Raw genomic sequence first — 18,688 nt, forward strand, 5'->3', positions numbered from 1 at the left:
TTCATCAATAGTGTTGCCAGGCTTGCTCATACTTCTGAATTAAATTAGGATCAATTAATGTATTTGGTTCTAACGTGACGGTCTCACCGTCCCTATTTACTATTTCCCTATCTTCATCTTTTCCAAACACGGTCATAGATTTCAGTAACTCGTCGGTAAGAAATTCGGTTTTCTGTTTTATATCTAAACTGCCTACATCGATAGGTTCACGGCTTGCCATAACAAATCCCCAGTTTCCGAAGCTTGGAATATCAACATGGAAATTCTCAATGGAAAGGCCTGTTGACGCTATCGTCTCACTGATTGTCCAATACACTTCTGTTGCAAAAACAGGACTTGTCGATTGGACCATGGCTGCCCCACCTGGCGCTAGATGGTTTCTCACGAGTGAATAAAATTCTTTTGTATATAATTTATTTAAACTCTCATTATTCGGGTCTGGCAAATCAATAATAATGACATCATAAAACTGTTCCGCGTTTTCAAGAAACTGAAAGGCATCCTTATTATAAACGGTTACCCTATCATCCATAAGTGAGCCATCGTTTAACTGAAGTAAATGATAATTCGTGTTTGCTAAATGTGTAACAGCAGGATCAAGATCAACGAGCGTAATCTCTTCTACATCGGAATAACCTAATAATTCTTTAGCTGCCAAACCATCTCCACCCCTAGAACGAGAACTTCCTCATGACTTTCTGCCTGTGCCATCGGGGGATGCACAAGCGTTTCATGATAACGATGTTCATCAGAAGAACTAAATTGGAGCGACCCATTCAAGTAAAGCCGGGTATCCCCTTGCTCTTTCGTTAATACAATCCGTTGATAAGCACTCTCCTCCATGTAGATAACGGGATCTTTATAAAGCTTTTGTTCAAAAGAAAACGCCATCTCTTCGCCGAAAAAAAGCCCGCCAACTAACAGCACACCAATCACACCTGCAGCTGTCCCATGTAATGCTATATTTTTAATTTCTGAACGAAACAAGTAGAGTATCACAACGGCTACAGCTAAATTAATACAGGCAACGAAAAAAGCACTTTTGACCATACCCATTTGTGGACGCAAGTAAAAGGCGAACAGTAAGCCGCCAATTAAGCCGCCCGCATAATCTGAAAACAGCACCCTCGCCGTGCTCCTGCTTAACTTCACACCAATTTCATTTGCTTTTCTTATTAAAATCGGTAGTTCAACCCCTGTCAGGGCACCAATTGTAAAAGTTACTAAATATAAGAATAGGGCATCAGACCCCCCTGGAGCAAAAGCCGTCATACCAAACATCAAGAAACTTGAGAATCCACCGATTAAGGCGACCATAAATTCGATCCACACAAATGTTAAGATCAACTTTTTCATCACTTTTTCACTGATACTTGCTCCAATTCCCATACCTGTTAAAAACAAACTAATTGTCAGCGTATACTGTTTCACACCATCACCAAGTATGTACGAGCCTAATGCCCCAAAGAGCACCTCGAAAATAATCCCACAAATCGAGACAATCCCAGATGCCCAATAAATCAGTCGACTTTTCTTAACGGCTTGTTCATTCATTGCCTTCACCCCTACATCGTACATCCTAACTGTTCACGGCTTTCCTCGAACAAAAGCTCAAGCGCCCCGGTAGACACGACAGAGGAAGTTCGGCTAAAACCGAAACGTCCTGTTTCAACGCCGAACTCCCCCACGTCCTGTGGGGCAATGTGCCAACGTCGAACTGACCGCGTCCTGCGGGCCCAAGACAAGCGACGCAGTGGAGTGATTCTCCACGGAGGCGATTGACTAGCCTTTAGTATCCTGCGCGCTGGAGCTGGATGTGGTTAACTTCATGTAACCTTATCCACAGTCATTTTTTATAGTTTCCTTAGCTCTAAAAAAGCCACTATGTAGAAGAAACCCATAGTGGCTCAAGCATTCTTTTCAATAACCCGTAGTTTGCTTATGTAATGGAAGCCCCAATGACAAAAGCTAAACCAATAGAAACGCCCATTGAGACAATTCCAACGGCTGTATTATTTTCCTTCAGCTTCGTTTCCACAGAGAATTTCCTCGTGAATAATTCAAATAACAGGTAAGCAACCATTTGTAATATTACACCAAAAGCTCCCCATATTAAGGTATCCCATAATGTGAAGCTGTGATAAATGGCAAACGCTAATACAATACAAATCCCGATAATCTTTCCTGAAACCGACATCGCAACAGCTTGATTCCCACTTCCTATTTCATCCCAGTCCTTATATTGTTTGGTGATCCATTCAAATAAAACTAGACCAATAAGAACGACAACTATACCTAATGCAAAATAACCTATCGTAGCTAAAAATGGCTCCATTTAATTCCCTCCTCTATTTTCCTGCGCCAGGCCCTCCCCCGCGATTAGATGATCCGCGGAATGAACCAGATGAACCTGAATTGAACCCGCCGTACATGCCATAGCCTCCGTAGCAATTTCCTGTTGACTGACAGGTAGACGCCCGTCTTCTTGACCAATCGTTTGAGTCAAGCATTCTGTTTAACAGTGAGTATGCTAACAGTCCTTGGAAGAAGCTAGGTGAATAATTGTTTCTCACAAATTCATCGCTGGATAATTCAATCAAAACCAGTCCCGGCTCCGCATCGCTTTCTTGTAGTATAACAAAGTCATCAGGATAGACGAGGACCTGCTTCCCATCGTTACGTTGACTAACTTCCTCTGGTGCACGATTCGTTTCTAATAATTCAGCGACTTTTGGCAGCGTAAGTTCTTGTGTCATATAAATTTTAGAAATGCCCCGGTCTGTTCTAACCGTATCAAGCAATGGGAATCCTTGCTTGATTAATTCTTCAATGGATGAAGCATCGGAGTTATTAATGTTATTGATAATTTCACTGCGAGAGGGTTCACTAGGCAATTCTCCATATGTATCCTCGGTGTATGTTCCAGTCATCCCTCTGGAACCACCATTATTGCCAAACATGTTAAAACCTATTACAACTGCGATAATAACAACAATTATTACTCCAACATAGTTTCTCAAGGTGTAACCCCTCCTTCCATCAAAAATACTCGTGCCTGACATGGTGTCAGGCACGAATAAGCAAACCACCTCATTATTCTTTATTCATTTTCTTTTTAAGTGCAGCTAATTCATCATCAACGCTGTCTTTTTCATCTAGCGCATCAAATTCATCATCTAAAGAACGATTGGACTTAGAAAGATCCTCACTTGTCTCGGCTTCCGCCTCATGCTGCATTACTTTCTCTTCCATTCTTTCAAACCCTTGGCGAGACTCATCACTTCCTATGCCAGACATTGTACGGTTCATCTTCGTACGCGTTTTCGCAGATTCTGCTCTGGCTTTAAGGGAATCTTTTTTCAACTTCATTTCCTGATATTCTTTTTTCATTTCATCAAGCTTTATACGAAGATTATTTGCATCTTGTTCCGCACGCTCATGAGAGGCCTTGAATTGGTCAGCCTGTGATTGCTGATTATTTTTGTCCTCTAACGCACGACGTGCTAAATCTTCATTCCCCGCCTCCATTGCTTTCTCAGCTTGCTTCATTCGTTTATCACTTAACGCCTGGGCATCATCGTATTTGCGCTTCAACATTTTTTCATTAGCGATTTGTTTAGCAACAGCACTCTCTGCGTCACGAATATCACTTTCCATATCTCTCATGAATTGGTCGAGCAATTTCACCGGATCTTCTGCCTTATCTAACATAGAATTGAGCTCAGCACCGACAACAGTTTTTACGCGGTTAAAAAGTTTAAACATTTAATTTTCCTCCTTATTATTGAGAACCAGCAATAATTTTAAGTTCATAGGCTTCGATATCATATCCGTAACTTACTTCAATCTCACTACCCCAGGATTCTAAGGATAGGTATGTCTCTTCGTCCTCAGAAATATACTCAGCATAACGGGTCGTTCGGCCGTTTATATTCTTGCTCCGACCTTCTCCCGTCACATATGCTTCACCTTCCTCATCCTTATGATAGATGGTATCTTCATATTCAATTTGCTTTAGAAAAGAATCAACCGGTAGCTTTATTGTCTCATATATACCAAGCTCTAGCTCGTCATCCATCTCAGCAGACAGCCATTTTATATTTGTGCCTTCGAGTAGCTGATAGGAAAACCATTCATATGAACCATCACGGTAGGTGATTTTCCCCACCACTTCATAATCCACAAGATCGTAAGTGATGATATCCCCCACTTTAATGTTAAGAGCTGTCCGCTCTTTTACATCAGGTGTTTCTGTCTTTTTATTTGAAAACAATTTCGAAAAAAATCCCAATTGCTCACCTCTCTTCAACTATGACCTTGTACCTGTATGTACGTGAGTATCCCATAGTTGGTTTCACTTTTTTAAAACTTTTTTATTCAAATTTAACAACAACACTATTTTACCCTAGAAATTACAAAGAACACAAAAATAACTATCCATCATTCAAATAACTGCGCGGAAAAAATCACGGAAGTTCCACTATAAGTATGTGTTCAAAAGTTGACGAATGAGAACGTCGACCAAGATCATCACCTTCTGTGCCAAAGTCGACACGGGCACGTTCCTTGTCGCAAGAAGTTCAATGCGCGAAAGTTTTGGGGACCACAGCGTATATCCTCATACGTGAGGACCGGATAAACTGAGCAACGAAGAAATTCGCCGATTTTCATTTTGAACATCCTCTATAAAAAAACAGTAGAACGGTATGTGCCCTACTGTTACTAAACCTATTTTTTTAAAAGCTCACTAGCACTGGCATAGTCAAGACCGTGTGCTTCTGCTACTGCTTGATAAGTTACATAGCCGTCAAGTGTATTAATCCCTTTAAACAGGGCTTCATTGTCCTGGCATGCCTGCTTGCACCCTTTGTTTGCAAGCTGGAGGGCATAGGGAACAGTCACGTTAGTCAAGCCAATTGTTGACGTGCGTGGCACGGCACCAGGCATGTTTGCTACAGCATAATGTAATACCCCGAACTTTTCATACGTTGGATTATCATGTGTCGTAATTCGATCTGTCGTAGCAAAAATTCCGCCCTGGTCAATCGCAACGTCGACAATAACAGAACCTTCTGGCATCGACTTCACCATTTCTTCTGTAACAAGTTTAGGGGCTTTTGCTCCCGGAATAAGAACAGCGCCGACGACTAAGTCGGATTCCTCAAGTGATTCTTGAATGTTTAATGGATTCGACATCAGTGTGTTAATTTCCGATCCAAAAATATCATCAAGTTGACGCAGGCGTTCTGGATTCAAATCGATGATCGTAACATCAGCCCCTAGGCCCATTGCAATTTTAGCAGCATTAGTTCCTACAACACCGCCACCTATAACGGTTACTCTCCCCCGCCTTACGCCAGGAATTCCTCCGAGAAGAATCCCTTTGCCGCCGTGAGATTTCTCTAAAAATTGTGCTCCAATTTGTGAAGCCATTCTCCCCGCCACTTCACTCATTGGTGTAAGTAATGGCAGCGACCCATTTGAAAGTTGTACCGTTTCATAAGCGATCGCAACCACGTTCTGGTCAATTAATGCCTTCGTTAGTTCCGGTTCTGGTGCTAGATGTAAATAAGTAAATAAGATAAGTCCTTTATAAAAGTAATCATACTCTTCAGGAAGCGGCTCCTTTACCTTCATCACCATTTCCTGACTCCATGCTTCCTTTGCTGTGGATACAATTGTTGCTCCTGCTTCTTGATACTGCTCATTTGTAAAGTTTGAGCCGACCCCTGCATTTGTTTCAACAAAAACCTCATGCCCGACATTTTGTAAGGTAATGACTCCAGCAGGTGTCATGGCCACACGGTTCTCATTGTTCTTCACTTCTCTTGGTATACCAATTTTCATAAATACTTAACCTCCCACTTCCATTCGATCAGAACAATCATATCGTTATGTCGAAACCACTATATCGTTATTTTAAACAAGTGAACTAATAGCTATTCTGTAAGCCCTTTCATTGCAACAAATTCTTATTTTTTATGTTTTTAGCGATAACGGTTAATAACATCTAATCCTCCGGTGACTTCATAAATTGTGCCAGTAATCATATCCGATTGCTCTTCACAGAGAAAAGCGATCGTTCGAGCAATATCTTCTCCTGTACCGGGCCTCCCAATTGGGGTTTTCTCATCTTTGATTTTTCTGCCTTGTTCAATGGATGCCTCTTTCATTTCCCCTGTAATGTTCCCCGGACAAACCATATTTGAAGTAATGCCAAATTCCGCTTCTTCAAAAGCAATCGTTTTTGTTAGTGAAACCAAGCCTACTTTCGCTGCAGCAAAGGCTGAACGATAAATCCATCCCGATGAAGATCCCGCTCCTTGAAAGCCATAGTTTATAATTCGGCCAAATGATTGGACTCTCATAATTGGAATGATCTGTTTAAGTAAATAAAATGCTGCATCTAGGTTTCCCCTGATCATGGCATTCCATTCATCATCAGAATAATCGACCAGTTTTTTCCGCTCAAAAACATATGGCCCTGCATTATTTATTAAAAAATCTATTCTCCCGAAACGATCCATCGTTTCCTTGACAAGCCGTTTGAGGTCTGCTTTTGATGTGACATCTACTTGTACTAAGTGAATGCGGTTGTTTATAGATGCATATTGCTCGATTAGCTCTTCCGCCTTTTTCTTATCGTTTCTATATGTAACCGTAACAGAATGACCTGCCTGTAAAAATTGTTCCGTCACTTTTTTTCCTAATCCTTTTGTTCCTGCTGTAATGATGGCATGACGCATATGCACTTCTCCCTTCAGTGGGGTTTATGATTAACTATATTTCATACAATGTTTTCTCATGCTTCAGTTGTTCATTTACAAAAATTCAAGACCTAAACTTACTTTACTACAAATAGGGAATAAGGTTCAGCTGTTACGCTTGAAACGATACAACCCTTTTGCTGAAAATTTGCTGTTATTGTACTTTATTATTAATAGTCTAAAAAAGTGCTAAAGGAAAGTAAGAATCACTATCACAGCCTTGATCGTGTTATAATATTAATAATAAAAGGAAGGGAGAGTTCATAATGACATTTGAGTACAAGGATATCGTTGTTGCCGTTGATGGTTCAGAAACGGCAGAGGTAGCTTTTAACAAAGCCATCGATATCGCGAATCGAAACCAGTCAAAACTAATATTATCCCATATTGTTGATACCCGAGCATTTTCAACTGTGGAAGCGTACGATCGTTCCCTTGCCATACGTGCAGAAAAATACGCAACAGAGTTGCTTGAGGATTATCAAAAGAAGGCCGAAGCAGCTGGTGTAACCAATGTGATGATTGACATCGATTACGGTTCACCAAAAATAAAAATTGCAAAAGATGTTGCTCCTAAACATCAAGCTGACTTAATTATTTGCGGAGCTACTGGCTTAAATGTCATGGAACGCTTCTTTATCGGTAGTGTTTCCGAACACATCATTAGATACGCAACTTGTGATGTCCTCGTGGTACGTGACGATGATAAAGATGAAGAATAAGTAAAGACGCTGAACAATCAGCGTCTTTACTTATTCTCTATAAATCCTTGTGAAGCTCTCCCACCACATGGGTGATTTCAGGTAAAATGAGCTTATTCATAGCCAGCTTTACCGCACCGCTCGACCCCGGGGTTGAGAATATTGCTGTCCCTCCGCTCACCCCTGCTGTGGCTCGCGATAGAATGGCGGCAGATCCAATATCCTCTTTATAGCTCAGCATACGAAACAATTCACCAAAACCCGGTATCTCCTTTTCCAATAGAGGAGTCACGGTCTCAATCGTCACATCCCGCAGCGCAATTCCCGTCCCCCCATTTGTTAAGACTACCTCAATCTTTTCGTCACGAATCCCTTGCTGTATCGCTGTTTCTATAGTCGCTCTTTCATCCTTAACAATCCGATGTTCAACCACTACATGTTGAGCTTCCTCTAGCTTTTCAATCATAAGCTTTCCGCTTTTATCAGTTTCCTTTGTTCTCGTATCACTAACCGTAATAACCATGCAGCGAACAGTCTCAGGTGCTTCCTTTTTGTGCTGATCAACAGCCATTTCCTACCCCTCCTGTTCCATCATCAAATGTCTGTATTGGTAAAATTTCATCGCAAATTCTGTCATTTGTTTAGTCAGTTGATAATTGGAATAAGCACCGATTGCGACACTTACGAGAGGAATGCCCTGAAACAGCTTCCTTCTAAACATTAAAATGAACAATGACTTAAAGGACTGCTTCAAAGGCTGTTCTAACCACGTTTCATCTGTGATTTGGTCATTCCCCTCATACACATAAGGATGATCATTATTTCTTATTTCCTCAATTAAATCATCCCATGCTGCCAATTGAAGACGCTTAGGCAGCATCGCCGCATGAAACACTTTAAATGAGATCATCATCTCATAAGGATGGTTCATTTCATGACCAAATGTTAACCCAATTAATTGAACAGCCCGCAAATTTAAAATTGTCATCAACGGAAAATCGACGCCCAGCAGCAGCCATCCCCCAGTTCCAGTTAGCCCCCCTTGCGCAAAAGAATATAAACGGCCTCTTGCCACCTGCTGATCAGCTATGTAGGTTAGTTGGTTCACATCCAACTGTCTCATGTCCTCCACATAAGTCACCTCAGACTGAAAGATACGACCCACCGTCAAGATTCGTTCACGCGCATCATTTTGAAAAGCAGACCCTTGAAGAAAAGCATGTGTATGAAAAAGCCATCCGTCTAACCTTGAAAAAAATTTTTGTTTTACATCAGGATTGATTTGATCAAAGGAGTCACGAATCCAGTGATCATACAGAACTTCGAAGTCATTGGCTTGATAGCTGGAATGATGTTCCTGCCATCTCTCAATCCCCTTCATCACACTTTTTTTAGTCAAAAAACACCACTCCTTCCGTACCCATCGTTATGTCTAATTGTAGCTTGAAACAGCTAAAAAGGAAAATCGAAGTAGTCTTGTTCTTGAACAAAAAGAAAGGAAGGTAGAATGCACGAAGCTGTCTACCTTCCTTTTAGTATTACAATCCATTTGTCACTGTATCACGAGCAATCATTACCTCTTCATTCGTAGGAATTACCATAACTTTAACAGGTGAATGCGGATAGTTAACGAATGCTTCTTTGCCACGCACCTGGTTAAGGGAAGGATCCCAATACACTCCCATGAACTCGAGTCCTCTTAGCACACGTTCACGAATCGATGTACTATTCTCACCGACACCAGCAGTAAAAATAATCCCATCAATGCCATGCATACGGGAAGCATAGGACCCAATGTATTTATGAATTCGATTAGCAAACACTTCCAGTGCTAGTTCTGCACGTTCATCACCTTCGGATGCTTTTTCCTCAATATCTCTTAAATCACTCGAGAAACCTGAGAGGGCAAGCATTCCACTTTCTTTGTTTAATACATTCATCACTTCACTAGCTGATTTACCCGTCTTGTCCATGATAAACGGAATAAGGGCAGGGTCAATATTCCCTGAACGTGTACCCATAGTCACTCCAGCGAGCGGTGTGAAGCCCATTGATGTATCAATCGACTTTCCACCTTCAATCGCTGCAATACTTGCTCCGTTCCCAAGGTGGCAGGAGAGCAATCGAAGTTGTTCGACTGGACGACCAAGCATTTCAGAAGCACGTTCTGTGACATATTTATGTGACGTTCCATGGAAACCATATTTGCGAATACCATATTCCTCATAGTACTCATATGGCAAGCTATACAAATAAGATTGCTCCGGCATGGTCTGGTGGAAGGCTGTGTCAAATACAGCGACATGCGGCACATTAGGCAATACCTCTCTAAAAGAACGTATTCCAGTCAAGTTAGCGGGATTATGAAGTGGCGCCAGATCAGATACCCCTTCAATTTCCTTGATAACATCATCTGTAATCAAGACAGATTCACTGAATCGTTCACCACCGTGTACGACACGGTGGCCTACTCCGTTGATCTCATCGAGAGATTGAATAATTCCGTGACCTGTAAGCTTATCTAGTAGCAGGGACACAGCTACACTATGATCAGGTATGCTTGTTACAGTCTTATCTTTATCTCCATTAAATTCTATTGTAAACACAGCGTCATCCAGGCCAATACGCTCTATAAGACCTTTTGTTACGACTGTTTCTGCAGGCATTTCGATTAATTGAAATTTTAAAGAAGAACTACCTGCATTTATTGCAAGAATATTATTCAACGTTGTTCATCCCCTTAAAATATAGGTTCGTATCTTTCTACCACTACCATTTAACCACCCGCCTGACTCGTTTTCAAGGTGAAAGGAACATGATAACGTTTACTTGATATATTTCTTATATTCTTACAATTTCATCGTTTTATATTCACTAAACCACTGATTCATTTGAGCAAGAATATCTGCCATTGCATCCGGATTCTTAAAGGACGGAAGCTTTACCAACAGTGCTTGCTTAGGAGGTTTTGTTCCCTCGCCCTTCTTCTGCAAGATCAAGATGCTCTTTCCGTGCTTTTCCTCCTTAAAAAGTGAATCTGACAGCTGAAGCATTCCGACTATATGCGCTTCCTCTCTTAGATACTCGTTAAGGGACTGAGACTGCTCACTGTCGAAGAGGAAATTTGGAACGATAAACATTAAATATCCTCCGGCTTTTGTATAATTTATCCCTTGTTCAATAAACAAATGATGCGCGTAGGAGTGATCTTCTTCAGCTTTTAACTGATATTGCTTAGCTTGTACATCATCTGGATAATATCCCACAGGAAGATCGGCAACAACAAAGTCAACCGGCTCCATTAAAAATGGGCGAAGACTGTCTTGGTGGAAAAACTCAATAGGATTCTCTTGTAAATTTGCATTGGCTACAGCTAACTGAATTAATGTATGATCCACTTCACTACCGTAGGCTGTAAGGCCCATCTCAAGCTGGTTCATTACTGAGGTCATTAAGTTCCCTGTACCAGCCGCAGGGTCAAACAGTTTCAGCTCTCCCTCCCCTTCAAATAGCTTTGAAGCAACATATCCCATAAACATGGCTACAGAATCAGGTGTTATCAGGTGTTGCTGCTGTGTTGCATCCTTCATTCCTTTTAAAATAGCAAGTTGTACGGCTTTACGTATTTCTTCCTTCTCGTAATCCCCTCTATTTATCTTCACTAGCTGATTTGTCAATTTAGTAGACAGTTGATCATCCACATCATCAAAAGGCTGCCCATTAAATAATGTATCCAACGTTTCAGCAACCGCTTCTAAATACGTAACATTCATATCCATTTCGATAATGGTAGCTGTCTCATCGATCCATTCATATAACTTTCCTACCTGCTCTTGTTTCATCATGATCCTCCTGTTTATTTCCGACCTTAATTTCATACAAAAAGAACGCATTGCTGTCGCGGTCCATGCGTTCTCATCCAAGCACTTGATTCTATTCATAACCATAACGAAAAATTGAACGGACTTCAACATCATCCATCCATTCATCCGGTCTTTTCAATTCAACTCCTCTATTACATTTCCTAGCTATTCATTCATCTACTATAGTGGTAAAATACATAATGAATTCCATTAAGGAGGCTTTCGTAATGTCCAATCAACGCAGAAATCTCTATTTTTATTATCATCCAAATAACAAATTGGAAGAAAAACTTGCACCCTTATATCAGCTCGCCCTTAAAAATGACTTTAACATTGTAGATGATTCCAAAGATGCAAATATTATTATATCTGTAGGAGGAGATGGCACATTCCTTCAAGCAGTTAGAAAAACAGGCTTCCGACAAGACTGCTTGTACGTTGGAATTAGGAGTAAAGATGAAGCTGGATTATACTGTGACTTTAACTTGGACAATTACAATGAAATGGTTGATTCCATGCTTAATGCCGAACTCGAGGTTCGCCGTTTTCCGGTTATTGAATCGACGGTGAATAATGAATCAAGCTATTGTTGTTTAAACGAGTGTAGCGTTCGCTCTACTCTTATTAAATCGATCGTAATCGATGTATTTATCGATGATACTTATTTTGAAACGTTCCGTGGTGACGGATTAATCGTTGCAACTCCAACGGGCAGCACGGGCTATAACAAATCTACAAAAGGCGCCGTTGTTGATCCGAAACTACCTTGCTTTCAGGTGAGCGAGCTTGCCTCACTAAATAATAATCGCTACCGTACACTCGGTTCTTCCTTTATTTTAGGCCCTGAGCGAACACTTAGATTGAGTGTTCGTCAAGACGGCAACGACTATCCAATTATCGGGATGGACAATGAAGCCTTCTCCATCCGCAACATCCAAGATATCACTGTAAATTTAAGCGATAAAGTGATTAAGACAGTGAAATTAAAAAACAACTCCTATTGGGAACGGGTTCAGCGCACCTTTTTATGAAAAAAATCTGTTCAAATGCGAAAGCCAGGCAATAGCCTGGCTTTCCTTATACTCGTTGGTACATGACCTCACCATCTACTACCGTCATCGTTACCATAGCATCTGCCAATTCGTGTGGCTTAAGGGCAAATAAATCACGATCCAAAATAGTAAAGTCAGCCACGAAATTTGTTTCAATTATTCCTTGCTCATGCTCTCTCCCGATAGCATAAGCACTCCCTTTTGTATATAAAGAAATGGCTTCATATACGGAGAGACGTTCTTCGGCCTGGTACACTTGATTGTCATAGCTTGCCCGGCGATCAACTGCCGCTCGTATCCCGAGCAGTGGATTTATTTCCTCAATTGGAGCATCCGATCCCCCCGCACAAACAATCCCAGCATCTAACAGCGTCTTCCAGGAGTAGGAGGTCTTTAAGCGGACATACCCAAGGCGATCCATTACCCAAGGAAAATCTGAAGCGACAAACGTAGGCTGGATATCAAGAATAACATTAAGTTTCTTTAATTTATCTATCAGTGCGGGACTTAAAATTTGAGCATGAATAATTCGATCCCTTTCACCTGTTTGAAGGGGGTATTCCTTAATAACATTAGCAATCGCCTCCGTTGCAGCATCCCCAATAGCATGTACAGCGATAGGCATGTTTCGTTTGCGTGCCTTAAGGACAACTTTTCTCAGCTGCTCCTCTGTATAGATAGCTACGCCTCGATTTCCCTCATCGTCAGCATAATCATCTGAGAGCCATGCAGTTCTACCGCCAAGGGCCCCATCGGTGAAAATTTTCACAGCGCCAAGCTCCACAAATTCCGTACCTTTCTTAAACCCTAAACCTTCTCCATCCATATCCTCTAGTACGCCATTATGCACGAGCAGGTGAGCCCGAAATTTCACATCATCGCCATTAATCACATCTGTAAAAGCATCAAAAGTCTTTTTAAAGCCGCCGTAATAATTAAGATCTTCACTATGACCTCCGACCAATCCGTGGGCATGCATATCACTGACGGCAAGCCCTGTCGCTTTTCTTAAGTATTCGGGGGTGACCTCAGGCATTGCCCGCTTAATTAAATCCTGTGCCTGATCATGAAAGTAGCCCATGGGTTCCTGTTGTTCATCACGTACAATCACACCACCTTGCGGATCAGGTGTATGTGCATTCACACCAGCAAGCTCCATTGCTTTGGAATTGGCTAGCAAAGCATGACGGCATACTCTAGTAAGCATGATCGGATGGTCCCTTGTCAATTCGTCTAACTCATTCTTATGTATGATGCGTTTATCTTCCCATTGATTTTCATTCCAGCCTTCACCAATAATCCATTCCCCTTTATCTAACTGTTCAGCATGAAGGCTTAAGGCTTGCTTCACCTCTTCAGCTGACTTCATAAAAGATAAATCAAGCCTCATCAGCCGTTCCCCATGGCCAATGATATGAAGGTGACTATCTGTAAAACCTGGGTACATCACGGCCCCTTTTAAATTGATTTCCTCTGTGATGGACTCCTGATAAGAAGCATAAAGATCTTGAGTCTGTCCTGTAGCTAGGATTATTCCACCATCAGATATGACAGCTTCAACCCATTCCCCATCCGTTTTCATTGTATATATTTTTCCACCATACCATAACTTCATTTGCCTTCCCCTTCCTATTAAATTTATTTTACAATACAGAATTTGACTCGAAAAGTAAGAAAGCTGTTTACGAGAATATATCGGAACACATAAATCTTATATTGCATACTTGATATCTAAGAGGCTACCCCTCGTAAAAAGCTCACGATGCAGCAGCAACGTGAGCCTCCCTAATTAAAGCAAATCCTCAAACTCATCTTTACTTTCTTTGTTACCATTTACTTCGATCATATATGATTGCTCAATAGCATCTGAAATATCCTGGTTAAAATCGACAGTGGATTCATAATAACTAGCTTTTTCCCTTGTGGGCTTGGTTTTCGGAGCTTTCGGTACAAAAATCGTGCAACAATCTTCATACGGAAGCACAGAAAGATCATACGTGTTAATCTTCCTTGAAATTTCAATGATTTCAAGTTTATCCATAGCTGCTAAAGGGCGAATAATAGGCAAATTAGTTACTTCATTAATGGCATTCATACTTTCCATCGTTTGACTTGCCACTTGACCGAGGCTTTCTCCGGTCGTCAAAGATAAAATTTCCTGTTGCTTAGCTATTTGCTCACTAATTCTCATCATCATTCTGCGCATAATTGTCATACTGTACCCTTCAGGTGTCTCGTTGTGAATTTTCTGTTGGATGGCTGTAAAAGGGATAATATGGACCTTTATTTTATTCCCATACTCGGAAAGTTCGCTCGCAAGGTCCAGTACCTTTTGCTTGGCACGTTCACTCGTATATGGGGGGAATGGAAATGAATTGCTTCAAGCTCCACGCCCCGTTTCATGGTCAAATATCCTGAAACTGGGCTATCGATACCACCTGAAAGAAGAAGCAGCGAATTACCAGTTGTTCCAACTGGAAGCCCGCCGGCACCCGGGTAATCCTGTGCAGTTATATAAGCAGCGTCATTTCGAACCTCTACTTTTAACTCGACATCCGGATGATGAACGTTAACGGTGACCCCTTCAGTATTTGAGAGTACATATCCGCCAATGATATGATTCAAGTCTTGCGAGCGGATCGAAAATTCCTTATCGGCTCGCTTAGCTGACACTTTAAATGTTCGCGCCTCAGGTGAATCTTGTAACGCAGCTAAGGCTGCCTGCTTTATTGCATCTGCATCTTTCTCCACTTTTATTGCAAAACTTAACGTATGGATTCCAAAGACTTGCTGACACTTATTCATTACTTGATAGGGATCTTCACCATTCAGAAGCACATACATTCGATCCCTTTTTTTAGAAACACGAACATTGTTGAATTCCTTCAACTTTTTTATTAAGTTACTCTGCAGTTTACGTTCAAAATACTTTCTGTTTTTCCCTTTTATAAACAATTCACCGTAGCGAATTAAAATGTGATCAAATTCCATAGTTACCTCCCCATCGATGTTTCTAAATGAATAATTGCTTCTTTAAGTGCTTGGATGAATTGATCAACTTCTGGCACTGTATTTTGATAGGACAAGCTAATTCTTAACGATGAAGTCGTTCGGGAAGAATCTAACTGACAAGCCTTCAAAACTGAACTTACATCTGGTTGCTTAGATGAGCAAGCTGATTTTGTAGAAATATAAATCTCTTCTTGGGCTAATGTATGGATGATCAGTTCTGGCTTAAATCCAGGTAGTGAAACATTTATGATGTGTGGAGCACTATTGACTGGAGAATTTATGAGCAATGAATCTATTTGACTAAGCTGGTGCCTTATATATTTTTGAAGGCTTATTAACTCAGGCAAGTGATTTTGCTCTTTATCCATGATTAACCGCAGTGCCTTAGCAAAGGCCGCAATCCCTGGCAAATTCTCCGTTCCAGCTCGTTTTCTATTCTCTTGACTGCCTCCATGCAGCAACGGAAACAAACTAACATTGTCCCGCACAAATAAAGCACCTGTGCCTTTTAATCCGTGAATTTTATGTCCAGAAACTGAGCACAAATCAGCGCCTGACTGCCTAACATTCATCGGTACTTTTCCAAGCCCTTGAACATGATCAACGTGAAAAAACAACTTCGGGAATTTTTGAGCGATCTTTCCAATTTCCTGAACGGGCTGGATCGTTCCAAGTTCATTATTAACTGACATGATGCTCAATAAGATAGTATCCTCACGTATTGCATTTTCAATATCGACAGGGTCGACATAACCTTCTTGATCTACTCCAAGATACGTCACCTCAAACCCAAGACTCTCAAGACTACGGAAAGCTTCTAGTACTGATGGATGCTCGATTTGTGTTGTAATCATGTGCTTTCCTCTATTTATATGCTGAAGAGCAATTCCTTTGATAGCCAAGTTGTTAGCTTCCGTACCTCCAGAAGTAAACAAGACTTCATTAGCTTTGACCCCTGTTATAGCAGCCACCATGTTCCGGGATTTTGTAAGCAATCTTTCTGCTTCACTTCCTAAGCGATGAATAGAAGAAGGGTTAGCATAATAGGTCTCCGCAGCCTTCATATAACTTTCCAGGACTTCTGGCAAAGGTTTCGTTGTCGCACTATTATCTAAATAAATCAATTCAGTGGCACCCCTTTTCTATGTTGGCAGTCCATTATAATATCATAACACGCCATGAAAATAAATAGTTGCATTTATAAACAAAGCTAGCATCCACTTGGATGCTAGCTTTGGTGTCTAATCTAGTTTAGATTAAGCGCATGAAGGAGAATGTCAATGCTTATCTTTCCATCTTCACTTAAACCTTCAACCCAATTTTTCGTTATCATGTTCGTCTCGATTACTAGATCCTCTGCCAGGCCATTTGTCTTCCCTGCTCCTCCGGTTAATGACACCAACTGATGGTCGCTTAATGCACGCTCGGTAAAAACTGGGATGACAGCCTGACTATGACTCTTGCTTTCCAGCTTATCCACAGGTTGGGGAGGAAATACAACTATGACTAATGACCAAACAGTAACTGTTACAGAGCCTAGAATAATGATCAGCCATTTCCTCACTGTTAACACATCCTAAACAGGTACTTGCTCTCCTTCCTCAATACGGCTAAAAGCATCAGGGTCAACTTCCTTTATTGCTGAACTAGCTTTTTCTAAAGCTTCCTCGTAGCGGTAAGATCTGAAGTCATTTTCAGCTTCAAGCAACTCTGCAGCTAATAAAGGATATTTACTACGATAGCGGTTTCCATATTGGATCAGACGTTCAACTAAATGGGCTTTCTTAATAAGTATTCCAGCATCTTGGTTAACCGCTTGTGTATGTTCGATTGCTACTTCAAGCTTATCATTCACTTGCGCCATGTCTAACGGCTGTAATTCGAGACTTTGAAACACATGATCAATATCTTCCCCGGCCTTTTGCATTTCTTCAAAAAAATAGACAGGAATGCCAGGTAAGTTACTTCGTTTCAATCGTCGATGTGTGTCAAGGATCAGCTGTTCCATTTCAGCTAACTTATTTTTAGCTTCCAGTTCATCTTTACGAAGGGTCTGCACCCGTTCGCTAAAACTCTTATGCTTAGCATTAAGCTCATCCAACTGTTCTTTAAAGTCCTCAAGCTCAACTCGAAGCTCCGAAAAAGAAGTCTTCCCATCCTCACGTTTCTTTTCGAAGTTCAGGTATTTTTTCTTTAAAAGTGTCATGGATTGATCTATTGTACGATGGGTTTCTAGATCCTCAGACTCCATTTGATAGGTTACTTGCAAATCGTCTAACTCCTGGTTTGTTTCTTGTAACAACGTATCCAACTCTTCAAGAGATGCTTGGAAGGTGGGGCGCTGTTTCTCAACAAACGTGTTAGCAAGAGCTTCTTGCTCTAGTGTTTGATAAATTTCCTGAATTCGTGTATCAATTTCCTCTATTAAAGAATGAATGCCTTCCTGGTCACCCTTTTCAAGAGCTTCCACACTCTTATTTAGTTGTTCTTGATAATCCTCTACTTCTGGTATAAAGCCGAGGTGCGAAACCCGGTAGCCTTCCTCGCCCATATCTTGCATACCAGCCAGTAACTCTGATAACTGTTCAGGGAGTTCCGTTTGGGTCTTCTTTAAAAGCTCAGGGAAGGATGCTACTTCTTCAGACAAAAGAACAAGCTTATCGCGGACCGATTGAACAAGATCATTTGCTTCCAAGTAATTCCCTTGCTCCACTTTCTCCTCGTACTTATTCAAATCACCTTCCAGCTCTTCAACTCTAGATTCAAACAATCGCACAGCCTTACCATATTGATGCCGGTTATGTATCAGCTTTTTCTTTAGATCTTTTAAATCTGGAGCCAAAGCTTCGATTTCTAAGCGACTGCTTTTCTCCGAATCTAACAGCACTTCTAACTCATTAAACATTTCTTCTATATCCTGCTCAATATCTTGCAGCTTTTTCTCCGTGTTGTTCAGCACTTTTTTCACACGTTTCATCCGATAACGGTCTGCTGCTTCTTCAGCATCAAACAGGTCTTCTTCTAGATCTGGAAGTTCTCTAGTTAAGATCTGGTCCCAGCGACTGCGCCACGTTTCAAAACGCTCCTGAGTTTGACCAGAGAGATTCAATGCTTTTACACGGGATAATTCTTCTGTTACATTACGATTCATGATGTCCATCTTCCATCCCTCTAAACGGTCGACTTCATCATATACTTTCTTTCGCCAGATCAATCCGAGGATGATCAGTGCAATCAGTACTAATATGCCCCCAATGAAGTACCTCATAAACAGCCTCCTTACAAAATACACG

The 18,688-nt window shown here is 41.1% G+C and carries 16 protein-coding genes and 2 pseudogenes; 2 read left to right on the forward strand and 16 right to left on the reverse strand.

The window, feature by feature from the left end; genetic code table 11:
- Nucleotides 1-4: 4 nt before the first annotated feature.
- The 7 genes and pseudogenes from MUO14_RS03940 to MUO14_RS03970 form a co-directional block, all read right to left on the reverse strand.
- A pseudogene (locus tag MUO14_RS03940) lies at nucleotides 5-1,554 on the reverse strand (polyamine aminopropyltransferase).
- A 385-nt stretch (nucleotides 1,555-1,939) separates the two neighbouring features.
- On the reverse strand, nucleotides 1,940-2,335 hold the full coding sequence (locus MUO14_RS03945; protein WP_244753736.1) for a DUF350 domain-containing protein: 396 nt from the start codon (nucleotides 2,333-2,335) through the stop codon (nucleotides 1,940-1,942).
- 13 nt (nucleotides 2,336-2,348) lie between these two features.
- The gene (locus MUO14_RS03950) at nucleotides 2,349-3,020 is read right to left on the reverse strand and encodes a DUF4247 domain-containing protein (protein WP_244753737.1); all 672 of its coding nucleotides are present in this window, start codon (nucleotides 3,018-3,020) and stop codon (nucleotides 2,349-2,351) included.
- A 73-nt stretch (nucleotides 3,021-3,093) separates the two neighbouring features.
- On the reverse strand, nucleotides 3,094-3,765 hold the full coding sequence (locus MUO14_RS03955; protein WP_244753738.1) for a PspA/IM30 family protein: 672 nt from the start codon (nucleotides 3,763-3,765) through the stop codon (nucleotides 3,094-3,096).
- 16 nt (nucleotides 3,766-3,781) lie between these two features.
- Entirely contained in the window at nucleotides 3,782-4,291 is a 510-nt protein-coding gene (locus tag MUO14_RS03960; protein WP_244753739.1) for a DUF4178 domain-containing protein, read from the reverse strand.
- Nucleotides 4,292-4,728: 437 nt separating this feature from the next.
- Nucleotides 4,729-5,847, reverse strand: a complete 1,119-nt coding sequence (gene ald, locus MUO14_RS03965; protein WP_244753740.1) for an alanine dehydrogenase — start codon at nucleotides 5,845-5,847, stop codon at nucleotides 4,729-4,731.
- Nucleotides 5,848-5,987: 140 nt separating this feature from the next.
- Nucleotides 5,988-6,746, reverse strand: a complete 759-nt coding sequence (locus MUO14_RS03970) for an SDR family oxidoreductase (RefSeq protein WP_244753741.1) — start codon at nucleotides 6,744-6,746, stop codon at nucleotides 5,988-5,990.
- Between the two features lie 287 nt (nucleotides 6,747-7,033).
- Between MUO14_RS03970 and MUO14_RS03975 the strand changes: the two genes are divergently transcribed.
- A complete protein-coding gene (locus tag MUO14_RS03975; RefSeq protein ID WP_244753742.1) occupies nucleotides 7,034-7,489 on the forward strand; it encodes a universal stress protein in 456 nt (151 codons plus the stop codon).
- A gap of 37 nt (nucleotides 7,490-7,526) precedes the next feature.
- Here the strand turns inward: MUO14_RS03975 and MUO14_RS03980 are convergent, their stop codons facing one another.
- The 4 genes from MUO14_RS03980 to MUO14_RS03995 form a co-directional block, all read right to left on the reverse strand.
- Nucleotides 7,527-8,039 (reverse strand): MogA/MoaB family molybdenum cofactor biosynthesis protein, encoded by a 513-nt coding sequence (locus tag MUO14_RS03980; RefSeq protein ID WP_244753743.1) that lies wholly within the window; start codon nucleotides 8,037-8,039, stop codon nucleotides 7,527-7,529.
- A 3-nt stretch (nucleotides 8,040-8,042) separates the two neighbouring features.
- On the reverse strand, nucleotides 8,043-8,867 hold the full coding sequence (locus MUO14_RS03985) for an EcsC family protein (RefSeq protein ID WP_244753744.1): 825 nt from the start codon (nucleotides 8,865-8,867) through the stop codon (nucleotides 8,043-8,045).
- A gap of 139 nt (nucleotides 8,868-9,006) precedes the next feature.
- Nucleotides 9,007-10,194 (reverse strand): acetate kinase, encoded by a 1,188-nt coding sequence (locus MUO14_RS03990; RefSeq protein WP_244753745.1) that lies wholly within the window; start codon nucleotides 10,192-10,194, stop codon nucleotides 9,007-9,009.
- A 123-nt stretch (nucleotides 10,195-10,317) separates the two neighbouring features.
- Nucleotides 10,318-11,310, reverse strand: a complete 993-nt coding sequence (locus tag MUO14_RS03995) for a class I SAM-dependent methyltransferase (RefSeq protein WP_244753746.1) — start codon at nucleotides 11,308-11,310, stop codon at nucleotides 10,318-10,320.
- Between the two features lie 248 nt (nucleotides 11,311-11,558).
- Here MUO14_RS03995 and MUO14_RS04000 point away from each other — a divergent pair, with 248 nt between their 5' ends.
- Complete coding sequence (locus MUO14_RS04000) at nucleotides 11,559-12,362, forward strand: NAD kinase (RefSeq protein WP_244753747.1); 804 nt, start codon at nucleotides 11,559-11,561, stop codon at nucleotides 12,360-12,362.
- A gap of 46 nt (nucleotides 12,363-12,408) precedes the next feature.
- Here MUO14_RS04000 and MUO14_RS04005 read toward each other — a convergent pair whose 3' ends face one another.
- The 5 genes and pseudogenes from MUO14_RS04005 to ezrA form a co-directional block, all read right to left on the reverse strand.
- The gene (locus MUO14_RS04005; protein WP_244753748.1) at nucleotides 12,409-13,998 is read right to left on the reverse strand and encodes an amidohydrolase; all 1,590 of its coding nucleotides are present in this window, start codon (nucleotides 13,996-13,998) and stop codon (nucleotides 12,409-12,411) included.
- A 174-nt stretch (nucleotides 13,999-14,172) separates the two neighbouring features.
- Nucleotides 14,173-15,374, reverse strand: a pseudogene (thiI, locus tag MUO14_RS04010) (tRNA uracil 4-sulfurtransferase ThiI).
- A gap of 2 nt (nucleotides 15,375-15,376) precedes the next feature.
- Entirely contained in the window at nucleotides 15,377-16,519 is a 1,143-nt protein-coding gene (locus MUO14_RS04015; RefSeq protein ID WP_244753749.1) for a cysteine desulfurase family protein, read from the reverse strand.
- A gap of 122 nt (nucleotides 16,520-16,641) precedes the next feature.
- Complete coding sequence (locus MUO14_RS04020; protein ID WP_244753750.1) at nucleotides 16,642-16,959, reverse strand: hypothetical protein; 318 nt, start codon at nucleotides 16,957-16,959, stop codon at nucleotides 16,642-16,644.
- Nucleotides 16,960-16,971: 12 nt separating this feature from the next.
- Complete coding sequence (ezrA, locus tag MUO14_RS04025; RefSeq protein ID WP_244753751.1) at nucleotides 16,972-18,663, reverse strand: septation ring formation regulator EzrA; 1,692 nt, start codon at nucleotides 18,661-18,663, stop codon at nucleotides 16,972-16,974.
- Between the last annotated feature and the right edge of the window lie 25 nt (nucleotides 18,664-18,688).

The organism is Halobacillus shinanisalinarum (assembly GCF_022919835.1).
Lineage (GTDB): Bacteria > Bacillota > Bacilli > Bacillales > Halobacillaceae > Halobacillus_A > Halobacillus_A shinanisalinarum.

Bases quoted from the DNA above. Each gene is read 5' to 3' on its own strand.
- MUO14_RS03975 (WP_244753742.1), top strand. From the start codon at position 7,034: ATGACATTTGAGTACAAGGATATCGTTGTTGCCGTTGATGGTTCAGAA.
- MUO14_RS03995 (WP_244753746.1), bottom strand. From the start codon at position 11,310: ATGAAACAAGAGCAGGTAGGAAAGTTATATGAATGGATCGATGAGACA.
- ald (WP_244753740.1), bottom strand. From the start codon at position 5,847: ATGAAAATTGGTATACCAAGAGAAGTGAAGAACAATGAGAACCGTGTG.
- MUO14_RS03970 (WP_244753741.1), bottom strand. From the start codon at position 6,746: ATGCGTCATGCCATCATTACAGCAGGAACAAAAGGATTAGGAAAAAAA.
- MUO14_RS03955 (WP_244753738.1), bottom strand. From the start codon at position 3,765: ATGTTTAAACTTTTTAACCGCGTAAAAACTGTTGTCGGTGCTGAGCTC.
- MUO14_RS04000 (WP_244753747.1), top strand. From the start codon at position 11,559: ATGTCCAATCAACGCAGAAATCTCTATTTTTATTATCATCCAAATAAC.
- MUO14_RS03945 (WP_244753736.1), bottom strand. From the start codon at position 2,335: ATGGAGCCATTTTTAGCTACGATAGGTTATTTTGCATTAGGTATAGTT.
- ezrA (WP_244753751.1), bottom strand. From the start codon at position 18,663: ATGAGGTACTTCATTGGGGGCATATTAGTACTGATTGCACTGATCATC.
- MUO14_RS04005 (WP_244753748.1), bottom strand. From the start codon at position 13,998: ATGAAGTTATGGTATGGTGGAAAAATATATACAATGAAAACGGATGGG.
- MUO14_RS03980 (WP_244753743.1), bottom strand. From the start codon at position 8,039: ATGGCTGTTGATCAGCACAAAAAGGAAGCACCTGAGACTGTTCGCTGC.